We start from the raw sequence: 4052 nt of genomic DNA on the forward strand, positions 1-4052 counted from the left end.
GGGAGAACACGAATCCGACTGGCTGCCCGTGAGAGACCTCGCCTGTCCCCGTTACCGCGGGATCGGCGAGCGGATCGAGGATGGGCGGTCGCTGGTCCGACAACGCGTAGGGGTCGGTGATGAGCGTAGCGAACCCCGCCCAGCGGGCGGCGGTGGTTGGAACGAGGGGGCAGTCACGGGGGTTGGGGCACGTGCTGGGGGGATGGTGACTGATGGTGGGCACCGGGGTCCAGGGGTAGCGGCGGGAGGGGTTCGCTTCGCTCACCGCCTCCCCTACATCCCCTGTACATGCCGGCGCGCCCGCAGGTACGGGCGTGGCGGCATGGGGGCAGCGGAGGGAGGCGTGCTTTTGGGGCGCGTTCAGGGGCAGCGCTGATCGACCTGCCGTTCGCTGCCGTCGGAGGCGCGGCCGAGGCCGCCCTCGCCGTCTGAGGTGGTCGCCGTCAGCAGGTAGAACGGTGTTCGCGCTGATCGAGGACGGCCCGATGATCATGGGCGGGTCGTTCACCCGGGCGGGGCCGGAGCGGACCGACAACATTGCGGGCTGGGCGGAAGGGCAGTGGGATTCCGGGACGTTCCAGGGTGGCCTCTCCGGCCCGGTCCACACGTTGACCGTGGTCATCGGAGCCCGCATCGTGGGCGGTGAGTTCACCCACAACCTCGCGCGTCATATCGACTGCCCGCTGGATCCCAACGCCGATTTCGACGGCGACGGCATCTGCGGCGACGTCGACAACTGTCCGCGCGACTACAACCCGGGGCAGGAGAATGGTCCCGACGGGGACGACATCCCGGATGCCTGCGACACCTGCCCGGCCCTCGACGATCCGCTGCAGGTCGACACGGATGGGGACGGCGCGGGCGACGGCTGTGACTGCGCCCCTGCGAACCCGTTCGTGATAGCCACACCCGGGGAGGTGACCGGCCTGCTCATGGCCGCTGATGGCAGCACGCTGACCTGGTCGGATAGCGTCGCCGCCGCGGCCGGCCGGGACACTGTCTACGACCTGCTGCGCGGCCGGGTGGACGAGTTGCCCCTCGGCTCGGGCCCTTCCGAGCAATGCCTCGCCCAGGCGCTGGACGCGCCCTCCGCGCAGGACACCACGCCGCCGCCGGCCGGCGTCGTCTTCTGGTACGTCGTCCGCGCTGCCAACACCTGCGGCCAGGGAACCTGGGGCACCGAATCCTCCGGCGCCGCGCGCACCAGCTCGACCTGCCCGTAGCCGGTCGGTCGGTTGTCGCAGCGCTCCGATCTGCCGGCGGGAACGGTCTGCTCTGGTGGCCGGTGTCGGCTCGGCTCCACCTTGCGGTCCGCTGGTCGGAAGACCACGGCCGGTTCGCCGGGTGATGCACGCCTCGAGATCGCTGTCGATGTCGCGGATCCGCATGCCGTCGCCGGTGGGTCAGTCTTCGATTGCCGCGTGGGTCAGATTTGGTTTGCCGCGCTCACATCACGTTTCTCAGGCGGCTTCTGCATGGTGCAGATCGTCCGATTGTTCTGATCGTGGATGGCCATCCGAGTCACAAAGCCAAGAAGGTGCGCGAATTCGTCAAGTCCACGAAGGGGAAGCTGCAGCTCTTCTTCTCGCCCCCGTACTCACCCGAGCCGAATCCCGACGAACTCGTTTGGAACGACCTCGAGAACAACGGTATTGGCCGGATTGCGATCACCGGTCCCGATCAACTTCGGCGTGAAGTCATTTCTCATCTCCGTCGGCTCCAGAGGCTCCCAGAACTCATTCGGTCGTTCTTCAGGGCTCCCACAACCCGCTATGCCGCGTAATGTCGCGATAATACTGCGACCCTTGGCATAGCTGCCATGGAAGGGCCTGGGAAGAACGCCGATTTCCTGCCCGTTACCGTGTTCCCGCTGATTCGCCACTGTGCATCTTCGGTAGGTGCGCGAGCACGGATGGTAGGTGCCATCCTTCGCGGAGCTACCCGTCAGGGACAGTGGTTCGGGTTCGAGTTCGTCCTCTCCTCCCCGGAGGTGGTCGCGCCCAGCGTCCCAGCGACGGCGCAGGCGAGGTTGCGGCCCGCTACGAGGAAGAAGAAGCCGTTCCCGGCCGGGGGGCTCTGCTCCTCCTCGAAGGTGGTGTCGGTCAGGTCCGGGTCGCGGTCGTTCTGGCAACTGCCGTAGTCCGAATCGCTCAACTGAGAGAAGTTGCCGCGGTGGAGATCGTACTCGTCCGCAAAGCTCGCACTCTGCCAGGTGATGGTCGTCACGGAATCCCCGTCCGCGTGCAACCCGGTGACCTCCGGCGGCACACCTCCCGCCGCGTTGCCCGGTGCGCAGTCCGTCTCGTCGTCTTGGCCGTCCCCGTCCCAGTCCCCCTGACAGGCGTCTCCCACGTTGTTGCCGTCGCTGTCCGCCTGGTCCGCATTGGCTACGAGAGGGCAGTTGTCGGGAAGCTGAGTGATGCCATCCCCGTCGAGATCGTAGGGGCTGATCAACCAGACTGAGGGGAGAACATCATCTGGACTTCCAACAGAAGACGCCGCCACAACCTCATCCGCGCCATCACCGTTGAGATCGGCAACGGCGCTCAACTGGAGCTTGTCAAGGCTCATAGCGCCGATGATTTCCAGATCGTGGTCACGAGTGTCTATGCCGAGGTCCGCCGGGAAGGTAATGGGCCCGAGAAAGGCAGTCAGTTCTCCTGCCCGATCTCTCGACTCTGCCGGGCCGTCGGCTTCTCGCGCCCCATTGACGAGGTCGGGGTTCCCATCACCGTTCAGGTCCCCTACTCGGCACGTCAGTGCAAACTGGTCTCCTGAGTCTGCTCCATAGATTCTCAGATCGTGGGTTGTTGCGAGATCCACCACCGCGGGATCGGGCCAGGTCTCCCCGAGTTCCAGAGAAAGGAACTCCCCCGCGTACTTGCCGGTGTTGTCGCGGCCCCACGCCAGGCGCGCACCGATCTCCAGCTCGGTGGTCCCGTCGGAATCGATGTCCCCGACATCGAGCCCTCGGCTCGCGCCGCTCTGATCACCTGGATCCACCCCGTAGATGAACAGGTCCGGCCATTCCACCGCGAGGTCGATCAGCGACGGCCAGACCGACCTCCCGCGGAAGACATGGATATCACCGCAGTTCTCTCGCTGGTCCGTCGGGCCATCACCGAGCCGGGCGGAGATGACCAGATCGTCGATGCCGTCCTGATCGAGATCCCCCGCGGTCAGATTGGCTCCGAAACCGTCTCCGGGCTTGCTCGTGATAGTGACATCGGCATCGCCCCATTTCATGTTCATCTCGGCCGGCCAGGTTGTTCGGCCGAAGAGAACGTAGACTCTGCCAGCTTTGCCCGTCTCCGCATAGTCAAGGGAGTTGATATCGTCGAGAACGAGGTCTTGGGTGCCATCGCCGTTCAGATCGGCGATGATCGGGTTGTAGCAGAGCGCTCCATGGTAGAAGCCGCCGTAGATCACAAGTCCAGGGTCCGTAAGCAGATCGATCTCCCCGGCCAGCGAAGGACTGCCGAAGATCACGTGGGCCTGCCCTTCGATCCAGTTGTTGCCCACCTGCCGATCCGCATACGGCGCACAGAGTACGATGTCGTCGTAACCGTCAGCATTGATGTCACCACAGGTGACGCCCCATCCCAGTGTGTCGGATGTTCTCTGTCCCATGATGTGGAGAGTCCGCGACGTGGTGATCTGGAGCGGGCCATGCCATCGTGACCGGCGTCCGAGAACCAGGTCGGCCTCGCCGCAATCCCCCCGGCTGTTGTCCGGGCCGTCTCCCAGATGGTTACCGATGACAAGATCTTGGATCCCATCTCCGTTGACATCGCACGACGCTATTGCTCCACCTGTTGCATCCATGAGTTCTTCGCCGTCAATGCGTACAGCGTCGGAATCACTTGCAAGGTCAATCATCAGAGGATCAACCTGTTGGCCCAGAAGAGAGGGCTCCGGCCCCACCGCAGCCATGAGGGCCGCGGCGAGACCGGCGCTGGAACGAAAGGTACTGCCAAACCGGCTGGTCCATCCACTCACGGCGTGGCTCCGTCGCCGGCCCGGAGGCTTTCGAGGCGGTACCACCTGTCGTG

Annotated in this window: 3 protein-coding genes; 1 reads left to right on the forward strand and 2 read right to left on the reverse strand. The window is 64.9% G+C overall.

Annotation, left to right across the window (positions count from 1 at the left end):
• A partial coding sequence (locus Q9Q40_14440) for a hypothetical protein (GenBank protein MDQ7008417.1) occupies nucleotides 1-265 on the reverse strand: 265 nt, incomplete at its 3' end.
• Nucleotides 266-458: 193 nt separating this feature from the next.
• On the opposite strand from Q9Q40_14440, the gene Q9Q40_14445 reads away from it, so the two are divergent.
• Nucleotides 459-1223, forward strand: a complete 765-nt coding sequence (locus Q9Q40_14445; GenBank protein MDQ7008418.1) for a thrombospondin type 3 repeat-containing protein — start codon at nucleotides 459-461, stop codon at nucleotides 1221-1223.
• 721 nt (nucleotides 1224-1944) lie between these two features.
• Here Q9Q40_14445 and Q9Q40_14450 read toward each other — a convergent pair.
• Nucleotides 1945-3879 carry a thrombospondin type 3 repeat-containing protein gene (locus Q9Q40_14450; GenBank protein MDQ7008419.1) on the reverse strand — a complete coding sequence of 645 codons (1935 nt, stop codon included), beginning with the start codon at nucleotides 3877-3879 and terminating at the stop codon, nucleotides 1945-1947.
• Nucleotides 3880-4052 lie beyond the last annotated feature (173 nt).

This window comes from Acidobacteriota bacterium (assembly GCA_030949985.1).
Taxonomy (GTDB): Bacteria; Acidobacteriota; Polarisedimenticolia; order J045; family J045; genus JALTMS01.

Coding starts and splice junctions, on each gene's coding strand:
- Q9Q40_14450 (MDQ7008419.1), bottom strand. CDS start 3,879: ATGATTGACCTTGCAAGTGATTCCGACGCTGTACGCATTGACGGCGAA.